The sequence below is a fragment of the Streptomyces sp. NBC_00510 genome (genome assembly GCA_036013505.1).
Classification (GTDB): domain Bacteria; phylum Actinomycetota; class Actinomycetes; order Streptomycetales; family Streptomycetaceae; genus Actinacidiphila.
Window position 1 is genome coordinate 7,088,015 of sequence record CP107851.1, and the last position, 20,113, is coordinate 7,108,127.

21 protein-coding genes are annotated in these 20,113 nt (G+C 71.6%); 16 read left to right on the plus strand and 5 right to left on the minus strand.

The features are described from left to right. Positions 1-28: 28 nt before the first annotated feature. Positions 29-2,107 carry a transketolase gene (gene tkt / locus OG937_31960; GenBank protein WUD75984.1) on the minus strand — a complete coding sequence of 693 codons (2,079 nt, stop codon included), beginning with the start codon at positions 2,105-2,107 and terminating at the stop codon, positions 29-31. Positions 2,108-2,454: 347 nt separating this feature from the next. On the opposite strand from tkt, the gene OG937_31965 reads away from it, so the two are divergent. From OG937_31965 to OG937_31980, 4 genes are all read left to right on the plus strand, one after another. Then, positions 2,455-3,399 carry a heme o synthase gene (locus OG937_31965; GenBank protein ID WUD75985.1) on the plus strand — a complete coding sequence of 315 codons (945 nt, stop codon included), beginning with the start codon at positions 2,455-2,457 and terminating at the stop codon, positions 3,397-3,399. Between the two features lie 24 nt (positions 3,400-3,423). Further along, positions 3,424-3,786: a hypothetical protein gene (locus tag OG937_31970; protein WUD75986.1), complete on the plus strand. Its 363-nt coding sequence runs from the start codon at positions 3,424-3,426 to the stop codon at positions 3,784-3,786. Positions 3,787-3,856: 70 nt separating this feature from the next. Next, positions 3,857-5,209: a glutamine synthetase family protein gene (locus tag OG937_31975; GenBank protein ID WUD75987.1), complete on the plus strand. Its 1,353-nt coding sequence runs from the start codon at positions 3,857-3,859 to the stop codon at positions 5,207-5,209. After that, positions 5,206-6,315 carry an amidohydrolase family protein gene (locus OG937_31980; GenBank protein WUD78956.1) on the plus strand — a complete coding sequence of 370 codons (1,110 nt, stop codon included), beginning with the start codon at positions 5,206-5,208 and terminating at the stop codon, positions 6,313-6,315. The genes OG937_31975 and OG937_31980 overlap by 4 nt, the downstream gene beginning before the upstream one ends. 15 nt (positions 6,316-6,330) lie before the next feature. Here the strand turns inward: OG937_31980 and OG937_31985 are convergent, their stop codons facing one another. From OG937_31985 to OG937_31995, 3 genes are all read right to left on the minus strand, one after another. Then, positions 6,331-7,347: a COX15/CtaA family protein gene (locus OG937_31985; GenBank protein WUD75988.1), complete on the minus strand. Its 1,017-nt coding sequence runs from the start codon at positions 7,345-7,347 to the stop codon at positions 6,331-6,333. A 116-nt stretch (positions 7,348-7,463) separates the two neighbouring features. Further along, the gene (locus OG937_31990; GenBank protein ID WUD78957.1) at positions 7,464-8,180 is read right to left on the minus strand and encodes an ABC transporter permease; all 717 of its coding nucleotides are present in this window, start codon (positions 8,178-8,180) and stop codon (positions 7,464-7,466) included. Positions 8,181-8,230: 50 nt separating this feature from the next. Further along, positions 8,231-9,157 carry an ABC transporter ATP-binding protein gene (locus OG937_31995; GenBank protein ID WUD75989.1) on the minus strand — a complete coding sequence of 309 codons (927 nt, stop codon included), beginning with the start codon at positions 9,155-9,157 and terminating at the stop codon, positions 8,231-8,233. 217 nt (positions 9,158-9,374) lie between these two features. Between OG937_31995 and OG937_32000 the strand changes: the two genes are divergently transcribed. The 12 genes from OG937_32000 (at position 9,375) to OG937_32055 (ending at position 19,218) form a co-directional block, all read left to right on the plus strand. Next, positions 9,375-10,124, plus strand: a complete 750-nt coding sequence (locus tag OG937_32000; protein ID WUD75990.1) for a transcriptional regulator — start codon at positions 9,375-9,377, stop codon at positions 10,122-10,124. Further along, complete coding sequence (sufB, locus tag OG937_32005; protein ID WUD75991.1) at positions 10,121-11,542, plus strand: Fe-S cluster assembly protein SufB; 1,422 nt, start codon at positions 10,121-10,123, stop codon at positions 11,540-11,542. The genes OG937_32000 and sufB overlap by 4 nt, the downstream gene beginning before the upstream one ends. 188 nt (positions 11,543-11,730) lie before the next feature. Further along, positions 11,731-12,906, plus strand: coding sequence for a Fe-S cluster assembly protein SufD (gene sufD / locus OG937_32010; protein WUD75992.1), 1,176 nt, complete (start codon positions 11,731-11,733; stop codon positions 12,904-12,906). Then, entirely contained in the window at positions 12,903-13,232 is a 330-nt protein-coding gene (locus tag OG937_32015; GenBank protein ID WUD75993.1) for a non-heme iron oxygenase ferredoxin subunit, read from the plus strand. The genes sufD and OG937_32015 overlap by 4 nt, the downstream gene beginning before the upstream one ends. Before the next feature lie 7 nt (positions 13,233-13,239). Next, positions 13,240-14,004: a Fe-S cluster assembly ATPase SufC gene (sufC, locus tag OG937_32020; protein WUD75994.1), complete on the plus strand. Its 765-nt coding sequence runs from the start codon at positions 13,240-13,242 to the stop codon at positions 14,002-14,004. Continuing rightward, positions 14,001-15,260, plus strand: coding sequence for a cysteine desulfurase (locus OG937_32025; protein WUD75995.1), 1,260 nt, complete (start codon positions 14,001-14,003; stop codon positions 15,258-15,260). The genes sufC and OG937_32025 overlap by 4 nt, the downstream gene beginning before the upstream one ends. A gap of 19 nt (positions 15,261-15,279) precedes the next feature. After that, the gene (locus OG937_32030) at positions 15,280-15,744 is read left to right on the plus strand and encodes an SUF system NifU family Fe-S cluster assembly protein (protein WUD75996.1); all 465 of its coding nucleotides are present in this window, start codon (positions 15,280-15,282) and stop codon (positions 15,742-15,744) included. Further along, positions 15,741-16,082: a metal-sulfur cluster assembly factor gene (locus OG937_32035; GenBank protein ID WUD75997.1), complete on the plus strand. Its 342-nt coding sequence runs from the start codon at positions 15,741-15,743 to the stop codon at positions 16,080-16,082. The genes OG937_32030 and OG937_32035 overlap by 4 nt, the downstream gene beginning before the upstream one ends. Before the next feature lie 105 nt (positions 16,083-16,187). Next, on the plus strand, positions 16,188-16,976 hold the full coding sequence (locus OG937_32040) for a hypothetical protein (GenBank protein WUD75998.1): 789 nt from the start codon (positions 16,188-16,190) through the stop codon (positions 16,974-16,976). A 50-nt stretch (positions 16,977-17,026) separates the two neighbouring features. Continuing rightward, the gene (locus OG937_32045) at positions 17,027-17,347 is read left to right on the plus strand and encodes a multidrug efflux SMR transporter (protein WUD75999.1); all 321 of its coding nucleotides are present in this window, start codon (positions 17,027-17,029) and stop codon (positions 17,345-17,347) included. Continuing rightward, entirely contained in the window at positions 17,347-17,901 is a 555-nt protein-coding gene (locus OG937_32050) for a TetR family transcriptional regulator (protein ID WUD76000.1), read from the plus strand. The genes OG937_32045 and OG937_32050 overlap by 1 nt, the downstream gene beginning before the upstream one ends. 105 nt (positions 17,902-18,006) lie before the next feature. Next, positions 18,007-19,218: an MFS transporter gene (locus tag OG937_32055; GenBank protein ID WUD76001.1), complete on the plus strand. Its 1,212-nt coding sequence runs from the start codon at positions 18,007-18,009 to the stop codon at positions 19,216-19,218. Here OG937_32055 and OG937_32060 read toward each other — a convergent pair. Beyond that, on the minus strand, positions 19,196-20,083 hold the full coding sequence (locus tag OG937_32060; protein WUD76002.1) for a winged helix-turn-helix transcriptional regulator: 888 nt from the start codon (positions 20,081-20,083) through the stop codon (positions 19,196-19,198). The two genes, OG937_32055 and OG937_32060, sit on opposite strands and share 23 nt — an antisense overlap. Positions 20,084-20,113: the final 30 nt, after the last annotated feature.

Genomic DNA, 20,113 nt, shown 5'->3' on the forward strand with positions numbered 1-20,113 from the left:
TCCTCGGTACGTCGTATGCGTCTGTGCGTCAGCGTGCGGCGGCGGCGATGGAATCGCGTGCGGCGGCGGCCACGGCCTCCGCGGTCAGACCGAACTCGCGGTAGAGGACCTTGTAGTCGGCGCTTGCCCCGAAGTGCTCCAGGGACACAATCCGGCCCGCGTCGCCGACGAAGCGGTGCCAGGTCAGCCCGATACCGGCCTCGACGGCGACCCTCGCCCGGACGTTCGGCGGGATGACGCTGTCGCGGTACGCCTGGTCCTGCTCCTCGAACCACTCCACGGACGGCATGGAGACCACGCGCGCCGGGATGCCGTCGGCCTGCAGCTGCTCGCGGGCCTCGACGGCCAGCTGCACCTCGGAGCCGGTCGCGATCAGGACGACCTGCGGCTGGCCGCCCTCGGCGTCGAACAGCACGTAGCCGCCCTTGACGGTGTCCTCGTTGGCCGGGTAGGTCGGCACGTTCTGCCGGGTGAGGGCCAGGCCGTGCGGGGCGGGGTGGGCGGTGTGGCGGCGCATGATCTCAGCCCAGGCGATCGCCGTCTCGTTGGCGTCGGCCGGACGGACGACGTTGAGGCCGGGGATGGCGCGCAGCGCTGCCAGGTGCTCGATCGGCTGGTGGGTCGGGCCGTCCTCGCCCAGGCCGATGGAGTCGTGCGTCCACACGTAGGTGGCCGGCAGCTTCATCAGCGCCGCCAGACGGACCGCCGGGCGCATGTAGTCCGAGAACACCAGGAAGGTGCCGCCGTAGACACGGGTGTTGCCGTGCAGCGCGATGCCGTTCATGGTCGAGCCCATGGCGTGCTCGCGGATGCCGAAGTGCACGGTGCGGCCGTACGGGCTCGCCTCCGGCAGCGGGTTGTCGGCGGGGAGGAAGGACGACGAGGCGTCGATGGTGGTGAGGTTCGAGCCCGCCAGGTCGGCGGAGCCGCCCCACAGCTCGGGGATCACGCCGCCCAGCGCCTTCAGCACCTCACCGGAGGCCTTGCGGGTGGCGACGTCCTTGCCCGCGGGGAACTCCGGGACGACGGCCTCCCAGCCGGCCGGGAGCTCGCCGGCGTGGATGCGGTCGAAGGTCCTGGCCCGCTCCGGGTTGGCGGAGCGCCACTCCTCGAACCGCTTGGCCCACTCCGCGTGGGCCTCGCGGCCGCGGTCGGCGACCTTGCGGGCGTGCGCCAGCACCTCGGGGACGACCTCGAAGTCCTGCTCGGGGTCGAAGCCCAGCACCTTCTTGGTGGCCGCGACCTCGGTGTCGCCCAGCGCCGAGCCGTGGGCGGCCTCGGTGTTCTGCGCGTTCGGGGCGGGCCAGGCGATGATCGTGCGGGCCGCGATGATCGAGGGGCGGTCGGTGACGGCCTTGGCCTTCGCGAAGGCGGCGTACAGGGCCTGGACGTCGAAGTCGCCCGAGGGGTCCTGCTCGATGCGCTGCACGTGCCAGCCGTAGGCCTCGTAGCGCTTCAGCACGTCCTCGGAGAAGGCGGTCGCGGTGTCGCCCTCGATCGAGATGTGGTTGTCGTCGTAGAGGGCGACGAGGTTGCCCAGCTTCTGGTGCCCGGCCAGCGAGGACGCCTCGGCGGAGATGCCCTCCTCCAGGTCGCCGTCGGAGACGATCGCCCAGATGGTGTGGTCGAAGACCGACTCGCCCGGCGCCGCGTCCGGGTCGAACAGGCCGCGCTCGTAGCGGGCGGCCATCGCCATGCCCACCGCGTTGGCGACACCCTGGCCCAGCGGGCCGGTGGTGGTCTCCACACCCGTCGTGTGACCGTGCTCGGGGTGGCCGGGGGTGCGCGAGCCCCAGGTGCGGAAGGCCTTGAGGTCCTCCAGCTCCAGGCCGTACCCCGAAAGGAAGAGCTGCGTGTACAGCGTCAGGGACGTGTGTCCCGGCGAGAGGACGAAGCGGTCGCGACCGGTCCACCCGGCGTCCGAGGGGTCGTGCCGCATCAGCTTCTGGAACAGCAGGTAGGCCGCGGGGGCGAGGCTCATCGCCGTACCCGGATGGCCGTTGCCGACCTTCTGCACGGCATCCATCGCCAGAACCCGGGCGGTGTCAACCGCACGCCTGTCAAGCTCGGTCCACTCCAGCTCGGTGGTGGTCGGCTCGGTGCTCACCTGAGAGGGCTCCTCTCCACATGTATTACGCCGGTGACGAAGTGCACACCGGGCGTTGCCGAGCCTACCCCTGCACGTACGTGCACCTATTCGAGTGTGGGCCCGACGCCTGCCGCAACCGATCCCCGGGCAGCCACATTCCCTCCCCGGCACCGGTGGTGTCACCAGCGTGCCCCGGTCAGCGTTTCTTCGCCTGTTGAACACAGAACACCTTCAGGTTGCGCCTCTCTTGCGCTATGGAGGCCAACACGTGCCACCCCCGAGCGCGGGTGGAGTATCCGCTACGTCTAAAGTGGCGTGGTACGCGCAAGCGGAGCCGCTTGCTGGACTTTTCCTCAGGGGTGTTCGTGACGGCCGTCGAATCCCGGCCCGCCGGAGCCATCGGATCGAGCCACCGCCACCGGCCGTTCGGTGCCCGTGTGATGGCGTTCGTGGCGCTGACCAAGCCGCGCATCATCGAGTTGCTGCTCATCACGACGGTTCCGGTGATGTTCCTTGCGGCGGGCGGTGTGCCCGACCTCTGGCTGGTCGCGGCGACCATGATCGGCGGCTACATGTCGGCGGGCGGCGCGAACGCCCTCAACATGTACATCGACCGTGACATCGACGCGCTCATGCATCGTACGGAGCAGCGCCCGCTGGTCACCGGCATGGTCGCGCCATGGGAGTGCCTGGTCTTCGGCGTCACACTTTCGGTGGTTTCCACCGCCTGGTTCTGGGTGCTCGTCAACCCCCTGTCGGCGGCGCTGTCCCTCACGGCCATCCTCTACTACGTCTTCGTCTACACCCTCGGCCTCAAGCGCCGCACCGCCCAGAACATCGTCTGGGGCGGCATCGCCGGCTGCATGCAGGTGCTCATCGGCTGGTCGGCGGTGCGGAACGAGCTGGCCTGGGCGCCGTTCGTCCTCTTCCTCGTCCTCTTCTTCTGGACGCCGCCGCACTACTGGCCGCTGTCGATGAAGGTGAAGGACGACTACGCGCGCGTCGGCGTGCCCATGCTGCCGGTGGTGGCGGGCAACGTCGTGGTGGGCCGGCAGATCGTCATCTACAGCTGGGTGATGGTGCTGGTCTCGCTCACCCTGTGGTGGCCGCTCGGCGCGGCGAGCTGGTTCTACGCGGCCGCCGCCGTGCTGCTGGGCGCCTTCTGGCTGGTCGAGGCGCATGCCCTGTACGGGCGGGCGAAGGCCGGTGTGGTCGGCGCCAAGCTGAAGGAGATGCGGCTGTTCCACTGGTCGATCACCTACGCGACGCTGCTGTTCGTCGCCGTCGCCGTGGACCCCTTCCTGCGCTGATTACCGGCGGGTAGCATTCCTTTCATGGCAGAGACCCAGGAAGCAGTCACCCAGGCCGCGGACCGCCGGGCCGCGGCCCGTGCCGAGCGCCGCGCCGCCCGCCTGGCGAAGCAGATCACCGCGTTCGCCAAGAGCCACGGCGGCGGCGCCGAGGGCCAGATCGCGTACATCGGCGAGGTCGGCACCCGCATCGTGCTCGTCGGTGAGAACGGCGAGTGGGGCGACCTGGTTGCGCCCACGTACGACATCGCCCGCAGCGCCGTCGAGCGCTCCGGGATCACGGTGCACGAGTCCTTCGACGGCGACCTCGCGGCCAAGGTGCGCACCGGCCGCTACGAGTGGTCGCGGATGGCCGGGATCCAGATCGGCGGACGCGCCAACACCTGACGCCGGGCCCGCCCGTTAAGGACCATGTGAGTGGTCCGGTCGACGGACGGGCCGGTACGAGGAGGCGTCGGTGGAGACCGAGGAACGGGACGAGCGGCGGCTGACGGCCCGCCGGGAGGCGGCGCGGCTGTCCGCGGAGGGCGTGCGCGCCGTCGTCGTCAGCTGGGTCGACAACGCGGGCATCAGCAGGGCCAAGACCGTGCCGACCGCCCGGCTGCCGCACGCCGCGCACCGCGGGGTGGGCATGTCGCCGGTCTTCGACGTCTTCACCTCCGACGACGCCATCACCTCCTCGCCGTACATCGCCGGCCCCGACGGCGACCTGCGTCTCTTCCCCGACCTGGACCGCCTCACCGTGCTGGCCGCCCGGCCCGGCTGGGCCTGGGCCCCGGCCGACCGCTACGACCAGGACGGCCGCCCGCATCCCGCCTGCCAGCGGCTGTTCGCCCGGCGCATGACGGAGCGGGCCGCCGAGCGCGGTCTGGAGCTGCGGATGGGCTTCGAGACCGAATGGGTCGTGGTCAAGGACGACGGCAGCGGCGACTGGGCGTCCCGCGGCCCGGCCTACGGCCTGACGCGGGTGACCGAACTCTCGGACTACCTGCTCGATCTGCACGACGCGCTCGCCGCGCAGCGCATCGAGGTGCTGCAGGTGCACCCCGAGTACGCGCCCGGCCAGTTCGAGGTCTCCACCGCGCCCGCCGACCCGGTGCGCGCCGCCGACGAGGTCGTCCTCGTCCGCGAGACCGTACGCGCGGTCAGCGCCGCCCACGGCCTGCGCGCCTCCTTCGCCCCGGTCGTCGTCGCCGGGCAGGTCGGCAACGGCTGCCACCTGCACCTGAGCCTGCGCGAGCACGGGCACAACCTGCACCGCGACCCCAGCGCCCCGTACGGCCTGGCGCCCGCCGCGAACACCTTCCTGGCGGCCGTGCTCGACGCCCTGCCCGCCCTCTGCGCCATCGGCGCCCCGTCCCCGGCCAGCTACCTGCGGCTCGTCCCCTCCCACTGGGCCGGCGTGCACCGCTGCTGGGGCGTGGAGAACCGCGAGGCGGGGCTGCGCCTGGTGCCGGGCGAGTCCGACGACCCCGACGGCGGCCACGCCGAGCTCAAGCCGTTCGACGCGGCGGCCAACCCCTATCTCCTGGTCGGCTCCGTCATCGCGGCGGGCCTGGCCGGCCTGCGCGACGGCGCGGGAACGCTGCCCCCTCCGGTCAGCGGCGATCCCGGCGAGCGCGGCGACCAGAAACGGCTGCCGACCTCGCTCAGCGAGGCCGTCTCGCACCTGGTGCGCAGCGGGACGCTGAAGGAGGCGCTGGGGGAGGCGCTGTTCGGCGCGGTGGTCGCGGTGCGGCGCGCCGAGTCCGAGGCACTGGCCGAGTACGGTCCCGCCGAGCTCGCGGAGGCCACCCGGTGGCGGTGGTGATCGAGCTGCCGCCGCTGGTCGACCACCACTGCCACGGCGTCGTCCGCGGCGACCTCGGCATCGCGGCCTTCGAGGGGTACCTCACCGAGTCCGACGCGCCCGCGGCGCCCGGCACCACCTACTTGGACACCCAGACCGGATTCGCCGTCCGCCGCTGGTGCCCGCCGCTGCTCGGCCTGGAGCCGCACTGCCCGCCGGCGAGCTACCTCGCCCGGCGGCGTGAACTCGGGGCGCACGATTCCACGCGCCGGCTGTTGCACGGCAGCGGCATCGGCACGTACGTGGTCGACACCGGACTGCCGGGCGACCTGACGACGCCCGCGGAGCTGGCCGCGGCGGGTGGGGGAGCGCAGCGGGAGATCGTGCGGCTGGAGCGGCTCGCCGAGGACGTCGCCGGGACCCGCGACTCGGCCGGGGCCCTGGTCGAGGGCATCGCCGAGGCCGTCCACGCCGCCGCGCGCACCGCCGCCGGCTTCAAGTCGATCGCCGCCTACCGCCACGGACTGGGCCTCGCCCCGGAGCCCCCGGCGCCCGGTGAGGTCCGGCACGCCGCCGGGGCGTGGCTGGACGCGCGCCGCGCCGGCCGTGTCCGGCTCGACCACCCCGTCCTGCTGCGGCACCTGCTGTGGACCGCCGTCGCGACCGGGCTGCCGCTGCAACTGCACACCGGCTTCGGCGACCCGGACCTGCGGCTCGACCACGCCGATCCGGCGCTGCTGACGGACTTCGCCCGGGCGACCGCGGGCACGGGGACCGACCTGGTGCTGCTGCACTGCTACCCGTACCACCGTCAGGCGGCCTACCTGGCGAACGTCTTCCCCCACGTGCACGCGGACGTCGGTCTCGCCCTCACCCATGTGGGGGCACGGGCGGGCGCGGTCCTCGCGGAGTTCCTGGAGCTGGCGCCGTTCGGGAAGCTGCTGTTCTCCACGGACGCCTACGGGCTGCCCGAGCTGTACGTGACCGGCGCCAAGGCCTTCCGCGGCGCGGTGCGCGACGTGCTGGGCGGCTGGGTCGCGGACGGTGCCTGGTCGGCGGCCGACGCCCGGCGCGTCGCGGCCATGGTGGCCGCGGACAACGCGCGACGGCTGTACCGGCTCGGCTGACCGGGCCGGTGGCGGCTAGGCGGCCGGCGCGGGCTCGGGGGCGGCCGCGACGGCCTCGGCCACCGGCGCCTCGCCGGGCTCGGTCTCCGGCCGCTCGCGCATCGAGAGCAGCACCCGCAGCACCGCGATCCACACCAGCGTCGACCCGAGCATGTGGAGGGCCACCAGCACCTCGGGCAGCTTCGTGAAGTACTGGACGTAGCCGATGACGCCCTGCGCCAGCAGCACGACCAGCAGGTCCCGCACCCGGGCCCGCGGCCCCCCGGGGGCGTCGACGGCACGCAGCACGAACCACAGCGCGATCGTCAGCCCGCACACCACCCACGCCAGGTCGGCGTGGAGCTGCGAGATGGTCTCCCACTTCACCGGGACGCGCGGCACGTCACTGCTGTCGCCCGCGTGCGGCCCCGCCCCCGTCACGAGCGTGCCGACCGCGATCAGCGCCGCGGAAGCGGCGACCAGCACCCACGCCAGCTGCCGGACCGGCTTGCCGACCAGGGGGCGCGGTCCCGCGTCGCCCTCGTCGGTCCGCTGCCACATCAGCAGCGCGACGGCGATCAGCGCGCTGGAGAGCAGGAAGTGCGCGGCGACGGTGTACGGGTTGAGACCGGTCAGGACGGTGATGCCGCCGAGTACGGCGTTGCCCATGACGACCCAGAACTGGGCCCAGCCCAGCCGGGTCAGTCCGCGCCGCCACGGCTCCGCGGCCCGCGCGGCGATGATCGCCCAGCCGACGGCCGCGCACAGCACGTAGGTCAGCATGCGGTTGGCGAACTCGATCGCCCCGTGCAGGCCCATGGCGCCGGTCGCGGTGAGGCTGTCGTCGGTGCACTTGGGCCAGGTCGGGCAGCCGAGACCCGAACCGGTCAGCCGGACGGCGCCGCCGGTCACCACGATGACGACGCTCATCACGAGCGCGGCCAGCGCGGCCCGCCGGACCGTCCCGGGGGACGGGGTCCAGCGCTGGGCGATGAAGGCCAGGGGGTTTCGCACGGCTTGGCCTGCTTGGCTGAGATTCGGCACGGCCACCATCGTAGGGGCCTCCTTGTGCATTCCTTCACGAGGGGGACGCCCAGGGGAGGGCACGGGGGACATGAGCGGCGTCGACCAGCGGAAGGACGCCGGCTTCGCCCGCTACGGGGACCGCGTCATTCCCACCTGAACCAGCGCGCCGCCGCGCCGAGTCCCAGCACCGCCCACACGGCGAGGATCCCGAGGTCGCCCCAGGGCACGCCCGCGCCGTGCTGGAGGACGTCGCGCAGGCCGTCCGACAGGGCCGAGACCGGCAGCAGTTCCAGGACGGAGCGGGCAGCTCCGGGGAACCTGTCGAGCGGCACGATCACCCCGCCGCCGACGAGCAGCAGCAGGAAGACCAGGTTCGCGGCGGCGAGCGTGGCCTCGGCGCGGAGTGTGCCGGCCATCAGCAGGCCGAGGCCGGAGAAGGCCGCCGTGCCCAGGGCGAGCAGCAGGAGCACCGAGAGCGGGTTGCCGTGCGGCGACCAGCCCAGGGCGAACGCGATCATGGTGAGCAGGACGACCTGCAGGATCTCGGTGACCAGCACGGAGCCGGTCTTGGCGGTCATCAGCGCCCAGCGCGGCAGCGGTGACGCGCCGAGCCGCTTCAGCACGCCGTAGCGCCGCTCGAAGCCGGTGGCGATGGCCTGGCCGGTGAAGGCGGTGGACATCACGGCCAGCGCGAGGATGCCGGGGGCCAGGAAGTCGACGGCCTTGCCGGCGCCGGTGTCGACGATGTCGACGGCGCTGAAGAGCACCAGCAGCAGCGTGGGGATGACGACGGTCAGCAGCAGCTGCTCGCCGTTGCGCAGCAGCATCCGGGTCTCCAGTGCCGTCTGCGCGCCGATCATCCGGGGCAGCGGGGCCGCGCCGGGGTCGGGGGTGAAGGTGCCGGTGGCGGTCACGAACGCAGCTCCTTGCCGGTGAGCTCCAGGAAGACGTCCTCCAGGGTGCGCCGCTCGACCGCGAGGCGGTCGGGCATCACGCCGTGCTGGGCGCACCAGGAGGTGACGGTGGCCAGCATCTGCGGATCGACCTTGCCCTCGATGCGGTAGCTGCCCGGGGTGAGCTCCACGGCGGCGGAGTCGGCGGGCAGTGCCTTGAGCAGCGAGGCGAGGTCCAGCCCCGGGCGGCCGCTGAAGCGCAGGGTGTTCTCCGCGCCGCCGCGGCACAGTTCCTCGGGGGTGCCGCTCGCTATCACGCGGCCCTTGTCGACGATCGCGACGTCGTCCGCGAGCTGCTCGGCCTCGTCCATGAAGTGCGTGGTCAGGACGACGGTGACGCCGTCGGCACGCAGCTCGCGGACCAGTTCCCAGGTGGCGCGGCGGGCCTGCGGGTCCAGTCCGGCCGTCGGCTCGTCCAGGAACACCAGCTCCGGGCGGCCCACGACGGCCATCGCGAGCGCCAGACGCTGCTGCTGGCCGCCGGAGAGCCGGCGGTACGGGGTTCGGCCGCAGGACTCCAGGCCGAGCCGTTCGATCAGCAGCGCGGGGTCGAGGGGGTGGGCGTGCAGCTTGGCGGTGTGCCGCAGCATCTCCTCGGCGCGGGCACCGGCGTACACGCCGCCGGACTGCAGCATCACGCCGATCCGGGGCCGCAGCGCGGCGGCCTCCCGTACCGGGTCGAGCCCCAGCACGCGGACCTCGCCCCCGTCGGGACGGCGGTATCCCTCGCAGGTCTCGACGGTGGTGGTCTTCCCGGCTCCGTTGGGTCCGAGCACGGCGGACACGGTGCCCCGGGCGACGGTCAGGTCGAGCCCGTCCACCGCGGTCTTGGGGCCGTATCGCTTGACCAGTCCGGTCACCTCGACCGCGGGGTCCATTCGCATGACGGGAAGTCTACGAACCTCCGGGGCGCGCTCCGCCGGGAGGGCGGCGCCCGATGCCGCCGCCGCCGGTCGCGGCGGGTGCGCGGGGGCCGGGCCCCGGGCACCGGGGGAAGATCGTTTCCGCAGGTCAGGTTAGGTTTCCCTAAGTGACGCAGCAGACATCCGCCCGGAGGGCCGCCGCTTGCCTCTGCGAGATGAATTACGCAACACTGGTCTTGTGAAAAACGTGTCCGAGGCTCAGGAGGAGCAGACGACCGGGGAGCGGAGCACCCGCAACCGGGTCGCCAGGTCCGTCCTGGTCCACGGGCCGTCGACCGCCGCCGACCTGGCGGAACGGCTCGGGCTCACCCAGGCGGCCGTACGCCGCCACCTGGATGCGCTCTTCGCCGAGGGCATGGTCGAGCCGCGTGAGAAGCGGGTCTACGGGAACCGCGGCCGCGGCCGCCCCGCCAAGGTGTTCGCGCTGACCGACTGCGGCCGCGACGCCTTCGACCAGGCCTACGACCAGCTCGCCGCCGACGCCCTGCGCTGGATCGCCGAGTCCGCCGGAGGCGGGGAGGACGGCGACGCCGCGGTGTCCGCCTTCGCCCGTGCCCGGGTCGCCGCGCAGGCCGAACGCTACCGGGCGGTCGTCGAGGCGGCCGACCCCGAGGAGCGCACGCAGGCGCTCGCCGAGGCCCTCAGCCAGGACGGGTACGCTGCCACCACGCGCGGCGCGCCCGCCTCCGCCGGGGAGCAGCTCTGTCAGCACCACTGCCCGGTGGCCCACATCGCCGAGCAGTTCCCGCAGCTGTGCGAGGCGGAGGCCGAGGTCTTCTCCCGCCTGCTCGGCACCCATGTACAACGGCTGGCGACCATCGCCCACGGGGACGGTGTCTGCACCACCTTCGTGCCGAAGACCGCGTCGCCGGCCGGATCCACCGCACCGACCAACACCGCAAGCAACGCCGGGAGGAACCCCGCATGACTGCCCCCCTGGAGACGGCTCACCCTGAACTCGAGGGTCTGGGCAACTACGAGTACGGCTGGGCCGACTCGGACGTGGCCGGTGCCGCCGCCCGTCGAGGCCTGAGCGAGGACGTCGTCCGCGACATCTCCTCGAAGAAGAACGAGCCCGAGTGGATGCTCAAGCTGCGTCTCAAGGGCCTGAAGCTCTTCGGGAAGAAGCCCATGCCCACCTGGGGCTCGGACCTGTCCGGCATCGACTTCGACAACATCAAGTACTTCGTGCGGTCCACGGAGAAGCAGGCGGAGTCCTGGGAGGACCTGCCCGAGGACATCAAGAACACCTACGACAGGCTGGGCATCCCCGAGGCGGAGAAGCAGCGGCTGGTCGCGGGTGTGGCCGCGCAGTACGAGTCGGAGGTCGTCTACCACCAGATCCGCGAGGACCTGGAGGAGCAGGGCGTCATCTTCCTGGACACCGACACGGCGCTGAAGGAGCACCCGGAGCTGTTCCAGGAGTACTTCGGCACGGTCATCCCGGCGGGTGACAACAAGTTCGCCTCCCTGAACACCGCGGTGTGGTCCGGCGGCTCCTTCATCTACGTGCCGAAGGGCGTGCACGTCGAGATCCCGCTGCAGGCCTACTTCCGGATCAACACCGAGAACATGGGCCAGTTCGAGCGGACGCTGATCATCGTCGACGAGGACGCCTACGTCCACTACGTCGAGGGCTGCACGGCGCCGATCTACAAGTCGGACTCCCTGCACAGCGCCGTGGTCGAGATCATCGTGAAGAAGGGCGGCCGCTGCCGCTACACGACGATCCAGAACTGGTCGAACAACGTGTACAACCTGGTCACCAAGCGTGCCGTGGCGTACGAGGGCGCGACCATGGAGTGGGTCGACGGCAACATCGGCTCCAAGGTGACCATGAAGTACCCGGCCGTCTACCTGATGGGCGAGCACGCCAAGGGCGAGACGCTGTCGATCGCCTTCGCGGGCGAGGGCCAGCACCAGGACGCCGGCGCCAAGATGGTGCACATGGCGCCGAACACCTCCTCCTCGATCGTCTCCAAGTCGGTGGCCCGCGGCGGTGGCCGCACCTCCTACCGCGGTCTGATCGAGATCGGCGAGGGCGCCGCCGGCTCCAAGTCGAACGTGCTGTGCGACGCGCTGCTGGTGGACACGATCTCCCGCTCGGACACCTACCCGTACGTGGACGTCCGCGAGGACGACGTGTCGATGGGCCACGAGGCGACCGTCTCCAAGGTCAGCGAGGACCAGCTCTTCTACCTCATGAGCCGCGGCCTGGAGGAGACCGAGGCGATGGCCACCATCGTCCGCGGCTTCGTGGAGCCGATCGCGCGCGAGCTGCCGATGGAGTACGCGCTGGAGCTCAACCGGCTGATCGAGCTGCAGATGGAGGGCGCGGTCGGCTGACGCCCGGCTGCTCCGTCCACCACGAACCGATGCCCCTGCAGGGCCGTGAGCGAGCCAAAGGGCGCGCCGCTTCCGACAGTGACGAGACCAAGCGAGGAACGAGCGCAGTGTCGAGGAACGTCGGAAGCGGATTCGAGCGCCCGGAGGCGAGCGAGCACAAATAGGCAGAAAGAGGCAGTAAGACAGCCATGGCTGAAACCATCCCGGCCGCCGGTGCCACCACCGAAGGCGCCATCCAGGTCGGCCAGCCCCGGGACGCCCGGGTCAGCGCGCCCGCGTCCTACGACGTGGCCGACTTCCCCGTGCCGAACGGCCGCGAGGAGGAGTGGCGCTTCACCCCGCTGGAGCGGCTGCGCGGTCTGCACGACGGCACCGCCGTCGCGACCGGTGGCGGCGTCAAGGTCGAGGTGAGCGCCCCCGCGGGCGTCACCGTCGAGACCGTCGGCCGGGACGACGCCCGGGTCGGCAAGGCGGGCAAGCCGGTGGACCGGGTCGCCGCCCAGGCCTACAGCTCCTTCGAGAAGGCGTCGGTCATCTCCGTCCCCAAGGACGCGGTGCTCGCCGAGCCGGTGCGGATCTCGGTGCACGGCCAGGGCGGGGTCGCCTTCGGCCACCAGGTCGTCGAGGTCGGCGCCTTCGCCGAGGCGGTCGTGGTCATCGACCACACCGGTGACGCCGTCGTCGCGGCCAACGTCGAGTACCTGATCGGTGACGGCGCCAAGCTGACCGTCGTGTCGATCCAGGACTGGGACGACACCGCCGTGCACGTGGCCCAGCACACCGCGCTGGTCGGCCGCGACGCGACCTTCAAGTCCGTCGTGGTCACCTTCGGCGGCGACGTCGTGCGGCTGCACCCGCGGGTCGTCTACGGCGCCCCGGGCGGCGAGGCCGAGCTCTACGGCCTGTACTTCACCGACGAGGGCCAGCACCAGGAGCACCGCCTCTTCATCGACCATGACACCCCGCACTGCCGGTCCAACGTGGCGTACAAGGGCGCGCTGCAGGGCCGGGACGCGCACGCGGTGTGGATCGGCGACGTGCTCATCCGCGCCGAGGCCGAGGGGACCGACACCTACGAGCTCAACCGCAACCTGGTGCTCACCGACGGCGCCCGGGTCGACTCGGTGCCGAACCTGGAGATCGAGACCGGCGAGATCGTCGGCGCCGGCCACGCCTCGGCGACCGGCCGCTTCGAGGACGAGCAGCTGTTCTACCTGATGGCCCGCGGCATCCCGGCCGACGAGGCCCGCCGGCTGGTCGTCCGCGGCTTCTTCGCCGAGCTGATCCAGCAGATCGGCGTCGCCGACCTGCAGGAGCGCCTGCTGGAGAAGATCGACGCGGAACTGGAGGCGTCCGTCGTATGACCGCCGCCGAAGGTTTCGTCCGCGCCTGCGCGCTGAGCGAGCTCGAGGAGGACACGCCCAAGCGTGTCGAGCTCGGCGGCGTGCCGGTGTCGGTCGTGCTCACCGAGGGCGAGGTGTTCGCGATCAACGACATCTGCTCGCACGCGAACGTCTCACTGTCCGAGGGCGAGGTGGAGGACTGCCAGATCGAGTGCTGGCTGCACGGCTCCTCCTTCGACCTGCGGACCGGCAAGCCGTCCGGGCTGCCCGCGACGCGGCCCGTCCCCGTATACCCCGTTCAGATCCAAGGGGACGATGTGCTCGTCTCCGTCACCCAGGAGTCCTGAGACACCCATGGCAACGCTTGAGATCCACGACCTGCACGTCTCCGTCGAGGCCGAGGGCGGTCCGCGGGAGATCCTCCGCGGTGTCGACCTGACCGTGAAGCAGGGCGAGACCCACGCCATCATGGGCCCGAACGGCTCCGGCAAGTCGACCCTGGCCTACTCGCTCGCCGGGCACCCGAAGTACACCATCACCGGTGGCACGGTGACCCTGGACGGCGAGGACGTGCTGGCCATGTCCGTCGACGAGCGGGCCCGTGCGGGCGTCTTCCTGGCCATGCAGTACCCGGTCGAGGTCCCCGGCGTCTCCGTCTCCAACTTCCTGCGCACCTCGGCCACCGCCATCCGCGGCGAGGCCCCGAAGCTGCGCACCTGGGTGAAGGAGGTCAAGGAGGCCATGGAGCGCCTGCACATGGATCCCTCCTTCGCCGAGCGCAACGTCAACGAGGGCTTCTCCGGCGGTGAGAAGAAGCGCCACGAGATCCTCCAGCTCGAACTGCTCAAGCCGAGGATCGCGATCCTCGACGAGACCGACTCCGGCCTGGACGTCGACGCGCTGCGCATCGTCTCCGAGGGCGTCAACCGGGTGCGCGAGAGCGGTGAGGTCGGCACCCTGCTGATCACCCACTACACGCGCATCCTGCGTTACATCAAGCCCGACTACGTCCACGTCTTCGCCGCGGGCCGGATCGCCGAGTCCGGCGGCCCGGAGCTGGCGGACAAGCTGGAGGCCGAGGGCTACGAGGCCTATGTGAAGGGAGGCGCGTCCGCATGACATTGCAGCTGCCGGGCCTGCTGGACACCGAGGCGATCCGCAAGGACTTCCCGGTGCTGGACCGGCTGGTCCACGACGGGAAGAAACTCGTCTACCTGGACAACGCGGCGACCTCGCAGAAGCCGCGCCAGGTCATCGACGCCCTCAGCGAGTACTACGAGCGCTACAACGCCAACGTCCACCGCGGTGTGCACACGCTCGCCGAGGAGGCCACGGCGCTGTACGAGGGCGCCCGTGACAAGATCGCCGCGTTCGTCAACGCCCCGAGCCGCGACGAGGTGATATTCACCAAGAACGCCTCGGAGTCGCTGAACCTGGTCGCCAACATGCTGGGCTGGGCCGACGAGCCCTACCGCGTGGACAGCGACACCGAGATCGTCATCACGGAGATGGAGCACCACTCCAACATCGTCCCGTGGCAGCTGCTCTCGCAGCGCACCGGCGCGAAGCTGAAGTGGTTCGGCCTGACCGACGACGGGCGGCTCGACCTGAGCGACATCGAGCAGGTCATCACCGAGAAGACGAAGATCGTCTCCTTCACGCTCGTCTCCAACATCCTGGGCACGGTCAACCCGGTCGAGGCCATCGTGCGCCGTGCGCAGGAGGTCGGGGCCCTGGTGCTGATCGACGCCTCGCAGGCCGCGCCGCACATGGTGCTGGACGTGCAGGCGCTGCAGGCCGACTTCGTGGCCTTCACCGGCCACAAGATGCTCGGCCCGACCGGCATCGGCGTGCTGTGGGGCCGCCAGGAGCTGCTGGAGGACCTCCCGCCGTTCCTGGGCGGCGGCGAGATGATCGAGACCGTCTCCATGCACGAGTCGACGTACGCGCCCGCGCCGCACAAGTTCGAGGCGGGTACGCCCCCGATCGCCCAGGCCGTCGGCCTCGGCGCGGCCGTGGACTACCTGAGCGCCATCGGCATGGACAAGATCGCCGCGCACGAGCACGCGATCACCGAGTACGCGCTGAAGCGGCTGAAGGAGGTGCCCGAGCTGAAGATCATCGGCCCGGACACCCCCGAGGGCCGCGGCTCCGCGATCTCCTTCACGCTGGGCGACATCCACCCGCACGACGTGGGCCAGGTCCTGGACGAGCAGGGCATCGCCGTGCGCGTCGGCCACCACTGCGCGCGGCCGGTCTGCCTGCGGTACGGAATTCCCGCGACCACACGAGCGTCGTTCTATCTGTACTCCACGCCGGCCGAGGTCGACGCCTTGGTCGAGGGCCTGGAGCACGTACGGAACTTCTTCGGCTGAGGGACGGACGGCGAAGCCTGTGAAGCTGGATTCGATGTACCAGGAAGTCATCCTGGACCACTACAAGAACCCGCACGGCCGCGGCCTGCGCGACGGTGACGTCGAGGTGCACCACGTCAACCCGACGTGCGGTGACGAGATCACCCTGCGCGTCAAGCTCGACGGCACGTCCATCCGGGACATCAGCTACGAGGGCCAGGGCTGTTCCATCAGCCAGGCCAGTGCCTCCGTGCTCAACGAACTGCTCGTCGGCCGCCAGGTCGACGAGGCCGTGAAGGTCCAGGAGGTCTTCCTGGAGCTGATGCAGTCCAGGGGCAAGCTGGAGCCCGACGACGCGATGGAGGACGTGCTGGAGGACGCCGTCGCGTTCGCGGGCGTCTCGAAGTACCCGGCGCGCGTCAAGTGCGCGCTGCTGAGCTGGATGGCGTGGAAGGACGCCACCGCCCAGGCACTGGGCGATGGCGCGGTCAGGGAGTCCGCATGAGCGAGAACGCAGAAGTGACGACGACGAAGCCGGCGAGCGAGGAGGAGATCCGTGAGGCCCTCTACGACGTCGTCGACCCCGAACTGGGCATCGACGTCGTCAACCTCGGCCTGATCTACGGCATCCACATCGACGACAGCAACGTCGCGACCCTCGACATGACGCTCACGTCGGCGGCCTGCCCGCTGACCGACGTCATCGAGGACCAGGCGAAGTCGGCCACCGACGGCATCGTCAACGACCTGAAGATCAACTGGGTCTGGATGCCGCCGTGGGGCCCCGACAAGATCACCGACGAGGGCCGCGAGCAGCTGCGCGCGCTCGGCTTCAACGTCTGACCCGCACGGGACCACGACCGCGGGACGCCGCTCCGGGGAGGAGCGGCGTCCCGCGGTCGTATTTTCGTTTGCGCGGGTTCCCCCGGGTCGGCGAGTCTTCCGCGCATGAGCAGCCATTTCGCCGCCATCGGACTCGGCGTGACCGACCGGGACTCCTTCCGTTCACTCGTCGTCGGGCTCCTGGAACGCGCGGACACGCAGCAGGTCGAGGGTGAGCTGAGCCGGCACGTGTGGACGGGCGCCGGTGGCGCCCGGGTCGTCATCGAGACGCAGGGGCGCGCGATCGCCCAGGTGCTGCCCTGCCTGGCGCCCGCCGGGGAGCCGGTGCCGGTGGCCCGCGTGGCGCTGGTGGACGAGGAGACCGCCCGGCTCGAACTGCTGGACCGGCCCGGCGGGGCGATGCTGTGCCCGCTCGCGGTGGAGCTGGAGGACCGCGCCGTGCTGCGTTCCCGGGGCGGCAAGGCCCCCGAGGGCGAACTGCGCCTCGCCGCGCTCGCGGAGCGGCTCACCCTCCACACCGGGGGCAGGCAGGCGTACGACGCCGCGCAGGAGGAGGGCGAGATCGGTTTCGCGCCCGACTACCTCATTCCCTTCGGCCTGTTCGCGCCGGAGGGGGCGGGCGAGGACTGGGTGCCCTCGGCGCACGCGGCGTTCGCCGGGGAGGTCCTGCTCGCCGAGGTCCACGAAGGCGAGGCCGGGGGCGGCCGCTTCCACCGGCTGCGGGTGCGCACCATCGGCGGCCACGAGGTCGATGTCGCCGTGGCCGGCGAGGAGTTGACGGACACCCCGGCCCCGGGGCACTGGGTGGACGGGGAGTTCTTCCTGACGGGTTCGCTGGGCCTGGCGCCGGCGCCGGACACCGCCCGGAAGCGGTGGTGGCCGCGCCGGTCCTGAGGGGCCCGCCATGCGTACAAGCGTACACATCGATGTGTACGCTTGTACGCATGGCATACGCATTGCTGGGCGGGGCGATCCTCGCGGAAGTGCTCGGTACGACGTCCATGAAGTACAGCGACGGCTTCACCAGGCTGTGGCCCTCCCTCGGCACCACCGCCGGCTACCTGATCGCCTTCGCGCTGCTCGCGCAGACGCTCAAGTCGATGTCCGTGGGCACCGCCTACGCGATATGGGCCGGAGTCGGCACGGCCGCGATCGCCGCCATCGGCATGGTCTTCCTCGGCGAGGCGGCCACCGCCGCCAAGCTGACGGGGATCGCCCTGGTCATCGCCGGGGTGGTCGTCCTCAACCTCGGCGGCGCCCACTGATGGCCCGCCGGTACGACCCGGAGCGGCGGCAGCGCATCATCGACGCCGCGATCCGCGTCGTCGGCGAGCGCGGCATCGCCGGGCTGAGCCACCGGGCCGTCGCCGCGGCGGCGGACGTCCCGCTCGGCTCGACCACGTACCACTTCGCCACCCTCGACGACCTGCTGGTGGCCGCGCTGCGGCAGTGCAACGAGGCCTTCTTCCGGGAGGTCGGGGAGCGCGCCCTGCTCGGCTCGCCCGGCGCCGGCCTCGCCGCGGAACTGGCCCGGTTCGTCGAGGAGACGGTCTCCCGGGACCGCCCGCGTGCGCAGCTGGAGTACGAGCTCTACCTCGCCGCGCTCCGCCACGATGCCGTACGCCCGGTCGCCGCGGAGTGGGTGGACCACATGGCCGCGCTCCTCACCCGGTGGACCGACCCGGTCACCGCCCGCGCGCTGGCCGCCCTCACCGACGGGATGTGCCTGCAGGCACTGCTGACCGGCCGCGACATCGACCGGGAGGAGGCCCGCGAGGTCTTCGCCCGGATCATCGGCACATGTGACCGGGTTCGCTGACCTATACCGGCCGCGACCTGATCCGGCATCCTCACGCGCCGCATTCACGCCTTCACGTGATCGATTCTTGTAGAGCGTCGATCGGAGGGCAGTATGAAACAGGCGATGAAGGACATACCGAGGGTGGTGTGGCTCCTGGCCAGCGGCATGTTCTTCGTGGCGGCGGTGAGCTTCACCTTCGTCTACCTCTTCGTCTACCTGACCGGACCGCGTGGGCTCAGCACCTCCCAGGCAGGACTCATCGCCGGTGTGGGCGGCGTCGGCATGGTCGCCGGCAACTTCACCGGCGGCTGGTTCGGCGACCGCTTCGGGCACCGCCGCACCCTGATCACCGGCATGGTCGTGTCCGGTCTCGGCCTGGCGGCCCTGCCGCTGACGCCGACCGCCGCCCTCGCGGTGGTCTTCCCGGTCGCCCAGTACGCCACCGGCATCACCCGGGCCTCCAACTCGGCGCTCATCGCCTTCTCCGTGCCGGAGGGCTCCCGCCGTCAGGGCTTCGCCCTGCTGCGCTTCATGGCGAACCTCGGCGTCACCGTGGGCCCGCCGCTCGGTGCGCTGATCGCCACGACGATCTCGTACGACTGGCTGTTCGTGGCCGACGGCCTCGGCATGCTCTTCTTCGGTGTCTACGCGCATTTCATCCTGCCGGCGAACGGCAACCACCGGCCCAAGGGCGAGGCCTCGCCCGACGCGCCCGGCCTGTGGGCCGCGCTGCGCGCCCGGCCCGCCGTCCTGGTGCTGCTCGTCGCGATCCTGGTCGCCGACACCATCTACCGCCAGCAGTACTCCACCCTGCCCGTGTACCTGAAGGACCACGGCATCGGCACGGGCGTCTACGGCGCGCTCATCGCCATCAACGGCGCCCTGGTGATCCTCCTCGAACTCCCGGTCACCATCGCCCTGCGCCGGCGTGCCCCGCTGCCGATCATCGGCCTCGGCGTGATCCTGGTCGGGCTCGGCTTCGCCGCGCTGACCACCGGCGGCTGGTACGTCGCGTCCGCCGTCGCGATGATGATCCTGCTGACCGTGGGCGACATCCTCTACAAGTCGCCGTCCACCGCCTACGTCGCCGACAACGCCCCCGACCACCTGCAGGGCCGCTTCCAGAGCATGTACGCCGGCGCGTCCATCAGCGGCGTGGTGCTGGCCGCCCCGCTCGGCGGCGTGCTCTACGAGCACGCGCCGGGCGCGCTGTGGCCGCTGTGCGCGGTGCTCGGCGTCGTCGCCGGCGCGGCCGTGCTCGGCGCCCGGCGGCTGCCGGGCGTACGGGACGCGGCCGCCGAACCGGACGCGGTCAAGGCCGCGACGCAGTCCTGACCGCCTCGAGGGCCGCCACCACGCTCGCCGTGATGTCCGTGACCGGGTAGAACACCCGCCGGACCACCCGGTCCGCGCCGACCACCAGCGTCAGCCGCTTCAGCCGCACCGCGCCGCCCGCGCGGAAGGTCGGCAGCCGCAGCGCCGCGGACAGGGTCAGCTCCGCGTCCGACAGCAGCGGGAAGCGCAACCGCTCCCGCTCGGCGAACTCCGCCTGCTCGTCCGGGCGCTGGGCGCTCACCCCGTGCACGGCCGCGCCGGCCGCGGTGAACTCCGCCTGACGGTCCCGGTAGGTGCAGGACTCCAGCGTGCAACCCGCCGCACCCGGGATGTCGCCCCAGCCCGGGGGGTAGGACGCGGGCCGCGCGTAGGCGCCGGGGAAGCAGTAGAGGACCGTGAACGGGCGGTCCGCGGCGACCGGGTCGCGGAGCTCGCCGTCCGGGCCCGCGGGGAGCAGCAGCGCGGGCACGCGGGTCCCCGTCAGCGCGTGCACACGCTCCGCCTCCCGTGAGCCGTCCGGTGCGGTGCCGGTTGTCGTCCCGTCGCCCAGCACCCACTGGTCGCCCCAGTCCTGGAGGGCGATCAGCACCGGCAGCAGCGCCCGCCCGCGCGGGGTGAGCCGGTAGGCGTAGCGCACGGGGCGGTCCTGGTACGGCTCACGGGTCAGCACGTCCGCGTCGACCAGCAGGCGCAGCCGTTCGGCCAGCACCTTGCGGGACACGCCGAGTTCGCGCTGCAGGTCGTCGAAGCGGTCCACGCCGCGGGCGGCGTCCCGCACGATCAGCAGCGTCCACCAGTCGCCGACCACGTCGAGGGCCTGGGCGATGGAGCAATTCGCGTCACCGAGTTCTGTGCGGCGGGCCATGCCGCTATCCTGCCAGCCGGGAGTGAGTTT

Coding starts and splice junctions, on each gene's coding strand:
- OG937_32025 (WUD75995.1), top strand. CDS start 14,001: ATGACATTGCAGCTGCCGGGCCTGCTGGACACCGAGGCGATCCGCAAG.
- OG937_32015 (WUD75993.1), top strand. CDS start 12,903: ATGACCGCCGCCGAAGGTTTCGTCCGCGCCTGCGCGCTGAGCGAGCTC.
- OG937_32035 (WUD75997.1), top strand. CDS start 15,741: ATGAGCGAGAACGCAGAAGTGACGACGACGAAGCCGGCGAGCGAGGAG.
- OG937_32040 (WUD75998.1), top strand. CDS start 16,188: ATGAGCAGCCATTTCGCCGCCATCGGACTCGGCGTGACCGACCGGGAC.
- OG937_31970 (WUD75986.1), top strand. CDS start 3,424: ATGGCAGAGACCCAGGAAGCAGTCACCCAGGCCGCGGACCGCCGGGCC.
- OG937_32050 (WUD76000.1), top strand. CDS start 17,347: ATGGCCCGCCGGTACGACCCGGAGCGGCGGCAGCGCATCATCGACGCC.
- sufB (WUD75991.1), top strand. CDS start 10,121: ATGACTGCCCCCCTGGAGACGGCTCACCCTGAACTCGAGGGTCTGGGC.
- sufC (WUD75994.1), top strand. CDS start 13,240: ATGGCAACGCTTGAGATCCACGACCTGCACGTCTCCGTCGAGGCCGAG.
- OG937_32060 (WUD76002.1), bottom strand. CDS start 20,083: ATGGCCCGCCGCACAGAACTCGGTGACGCGAATTGCTCCATCGCCCAG.
- sufD (WUD75992.1), top strand. CDS start 11,731: ATGGCTGAAACCATCCCGGCCGCCGGTGCCACCACCGAAGGCGCCATC.
- OG937_31985 (WUD75988.1), bottom strand. CDS start 7,347: ATGGTGGCCGTGCCGAATCTCAGCCAAGCAGGCCAAGCCGTGCGAAAC.
- OG937_31990 (WUD78957.1), bottom strand. CDS start 8,180: ATGATCGGCGCGCAGACGGCACTGGAGACCCGGATGCTGCTGCGCAAC.
- OG937_31995 (WUD75989.1), bottom strand. CDS start 9,157: ATGCGAATGGACCCCGCGGTCGAGGTGACCGGACTGGTCAAGCGATAC.
- OG937_32045 (WUD75999.1), top strand. CDS start 17,027: ATGGCATACGCATTGCTGGGCGGGGCGATCCTCGCGGAAGTGCTCGGT.
- OG937_32055 (WUD76001.1), top strand. CDS start 18,007: ATGAAGGACATACCGAGGGTGGTGTGGCTCCTGGCCAGCGGCATGTTC.